Origin of the sequence: Amycolatopsis sp. SID8362 (assembly GCF_010550475.1) — a bacterium.
Taxonomy (GTDB): domain Bacteria; phylum Actinomycetota; class Actinomycetes; order Mycobacteriales; family Pseudonocardiaceae; genus Amycolatopsis; species Amycolatopsis eburnea.
In genome coordinates, this window is sequence record NZ_JAAGNB010000875.1 from 1 (window position 1) to 3,038 (window position 3,038).

A 3,038-nucleotide genomic window follows, 5' to 3' on the forward strand; every position below is an offset into this window, starting at 1 on the left:
CGCCGTCGCCCTGCTGCGGCGGGCGGTGCGGGACGCGCCGCTCGACGACGCCGTGACCGGCGCGCTGGCCTGCCGGCTGGCGGACGCGTACTTCGGCGTGGGCAACGTGGCCCAGGCCGAGCGGATCGCCGACCGCGCACTGGATCGCGTGCGCGACCCGGACGTGCGCGTCGACCTGTACACGACGGTCGTCCAGTGCCGCGCGATGACCGGCCGGTCCGCGGAGTTCCTCAACGAGCTCAACCACGCGCTGACCCAGCCGGGCCTGCAGCCGCGGCACCGGGCGCGGTTGCTGGTGCTCATCGCGCGCACCCACCGCTACATCGGCGAGGTCGACACCGCGGACCGGGTGGCCACCGAGGCGCTGGAAGAGCTTGGCCCGGTCGAAGACCGCTGGGCGACCGGGTGGGCGCTGCACGTGCTGAGCCTGGTCGCGATGGTGCGGGGCGACTGGGCCGGCGCGCTGCCGCTGTTCGAGCGCGCGATGGCCGTCGTGCGCGGCGATCCCGCGCTGATCGACCTCACGCTGCAGCTGCGCATCAACCAGTCGGTCACGTTCGGCGCGCTCGACCGCTACCCCGAGGCGCACGCCGCCGCCGCGCAGGCGCGGGAACTGGCCGACCGCACCGGCAGCGTCGTCCGGCTGAGCGAGGCCCAGAGCGCGCTCGGGCAGCTGCTGCTGGGCGCCGGCCGGTGGGACGACGCGCTGGCCGAGGTCGACGTCGTCGCCGACGACCGCAAGGACCCGGGCGTGGTGTGCTGCGACCACGGCGTCGCCGCGATCATCCACTTCCACCGCGGCGAAACGGCCGCGGCCCGGCAGCACCTCGACGTCGCGGCGAAGTACTGGGAACGCATCGGCGACCGGGTCGTGGAATCCCTGGTGCGGGCCCGGAGTCTCGCGTTCGAGTACGCCGGGGCGCCGGAGCGGGCGCTCGCCGTGCTCACCGCGGTGCTGGCCGGCGAGGACGCGGGGGAGGACCTGCTGGGCGACGCCGTCCGGCTGGCCACGACGATCGGCGACACGCGGACCGCGACGAACATCGAAGCCCGGGTCCGCGCGCTCGCCGCCGGTTCGGCCGTCCCGCACCTCGGCGCACTCGCCTTGTACTGCCGGGGCCTGCTCGACCGGGACGGCACGACGCTGCTGCGAGCCGCCGACGGCTACCGCGACGCGGGCCGGCCGCTGTCCCGCGCCAAGGCGCTGGAAGCAGCCGCGATCGCCTTCGCCAAGGCCAAGGAGGAAGACCGCGGTTCGGCGCGGGCGGCCTTCACCCACGCCGTCGACCTCTACGCGGAGCTGGACGCGCAGTGGGACGTCGCCCGGCTGCGCGCCCTGTTCCGGGCGTTCGGCATCCGCCGTGGCCCGACGGTGAAGCACCGCCAGGCCACGCACGGCTGGGACAGCCTCACCCCGACCGAAGGGCGGATCGCCGCGCTCGTGGTCGAGGGCCTGTCGAACCCCCAGATCGCGGCCCGGCTGTACCTGTCCCCGCGCACGGTCGGCACGCACGTGTCGCACATCCTGAACAAGCTGGGCGTGCATTCCCGCATCGACATCGCCCGGGAAGCCGCCCGGCACCAGTCCGCGTCGGGCTGAGGGGAGGCGTCAGACCCCGACCTCCGGCACGTCGTCCTGCCGCCGCACGAAAAGCGGGCGGCGCACGGACAGCGGACGCGGGACCAGCGACGCCAGGGTCCGGCTCGTCACGGCGGCGTGCCCGCTCGCCACCTGGCCGATCAGGACGGCCAGCACCAGCAGCAGCGGGGTCCGCCAGGCGCCGGTGTACGTGTGCAGCCAGCCGCAGGCCAGCACGCCGAAGCCGGCGATGACGTAGCCGACGCCCTGGACCACCGCGGACAGCGAGAGCGAGCTGTCCTTGCTGCGCAACGAGATCGTCGTCAGCGCGAACGCGAGGGACCCCATGCCGGTGCCGGTCGCCGCGGCCCACACCCAGGGCGCGGCCGCGGGTGCGACGAGCAGCCCGGTCACCCCGATGGCGTTGGGCGTGGCCAGTGCGACGACGAGCAGGGTCTGGTTGCGCCAGCGGCGGGTCCAGCCCGGCACCAGCAACATCATGGGCAGCCCCATGGCCATCGACAGCGCCAGGCACCCGCCCGCGGTCGTCGCGGGGACGCCCGCGTCGCGCAGGATGCCGGGGAGCCAGCCCATGACCAGGAACGTCACCGTCGAAATGAGTCCGAAGTGGATAGTGAGGGCGAAGGCGGGGGTCGTCCCGGACGCCGGTTGCGGCGCCGCGAACTCGCCGGGGGTCAGCTGCCAGACGTAGAGGGCCAGCAGGGCCACCGCCGCCCACAGGCCGAGGGCGACCTGCCACGACGACGAGAGCACCACCGCGGGCGTCACCAGCGCGCCGGCCGTGCTGCCGAGCCCGAGCCCGAAGGTGAAGGCGGCGGAACCCCGGGCCAGCAGGGGGAGGATGGTGCCGAGGACGGCGATCGCCAGGCACGTCAGCGCCGTCCCGATCAGCAGCTGCGCCGAGCCGCCGAGAACCCGTCCGCCCAGGGAAAGCACCAGCGCGCCGAGGGCCGCGGCGACGGTCCGGTACGTCCCGACCCGGTTGGCCAGCCACGGCGTCGCCCAGCCGCCGAGACCGATCGCCCACAGTGGCAGCGCCACGAGCACCGCGGCGACGAGGTTGCCGGCGACCGAGATGTCCGGCAGCGCCGCGCCCAGGCTCGTCACGGCCGGGCGCAGGTTGATGGCCAGCAGGAAGATCACAACGGTGGAGACGGTGGTGGTGGCGGTGCTGGTGGCACGCGACATCGCTCCTCCTCGGGTCTCGAGGTCGGAGCGCCGGGGCCCCGTAGAGCAATGCTTCGCGGTACGCGTGGATCAGACATCCGTCAGCTGACGGATGTACGAGTTTTCCTTTCCCCCAACGGTTTCGGTGTGCGAATGGCCGTGCATCGGCACGGCCGGACGGTGCGCCCGTCGGCTCTTGCAGACGGCGTCAGCTCGCCGCGGCCGCCTTCGGCCACCGGGCGGAGCGCCGGCCGGGCCGGGCGAGCGCGGC

Annotated in this window: 2 protein-coding genes; one reads left to right on the forward strand and one right to left on the reverse strand. The window is 74.4% G+C overall.

What is annotated here, in order from left to right; translation table 11 throughout:
• The coding region (locus tag G3I65_RS27440) for a LuxR family transcriptional regulator (RefSeq protein ID WP_239071477.1) at positions 1-1,600 on the forward strand (1,600 nt) is incomplete at its 5' end.
• A gap of 9 nt (positions 1,601-1,609) precedes the next feature.
• On the opposite strand, the gene G3I65_RS27445 is transcribed toward G3I65_RS27440, so the two are convergent.
• The gene (locus G3I65_RS27445; protein WP_160698681.1) at positions 1,610-2,788 is read right to left on the reverse strand and encodes an MFS transporter; all 1,179 of its coding nucleotides are present in this window, start codon (positions 2,786-2,788) and stop codon (positions 1,610-1,612) included.
• Positions 2,789-3,038 lie beyond the last annotated feature (250 nt).

Excerpts from the sequence above, each read along its gene's own strand:
- G3I65_RS27445 (WP_160698681.1), bottom strand. The coding sequence starts at position 2,788 with ATGTCGCGTGCCACCAGCACCGCCACCACCACCGTCTCCACCGTTGTG.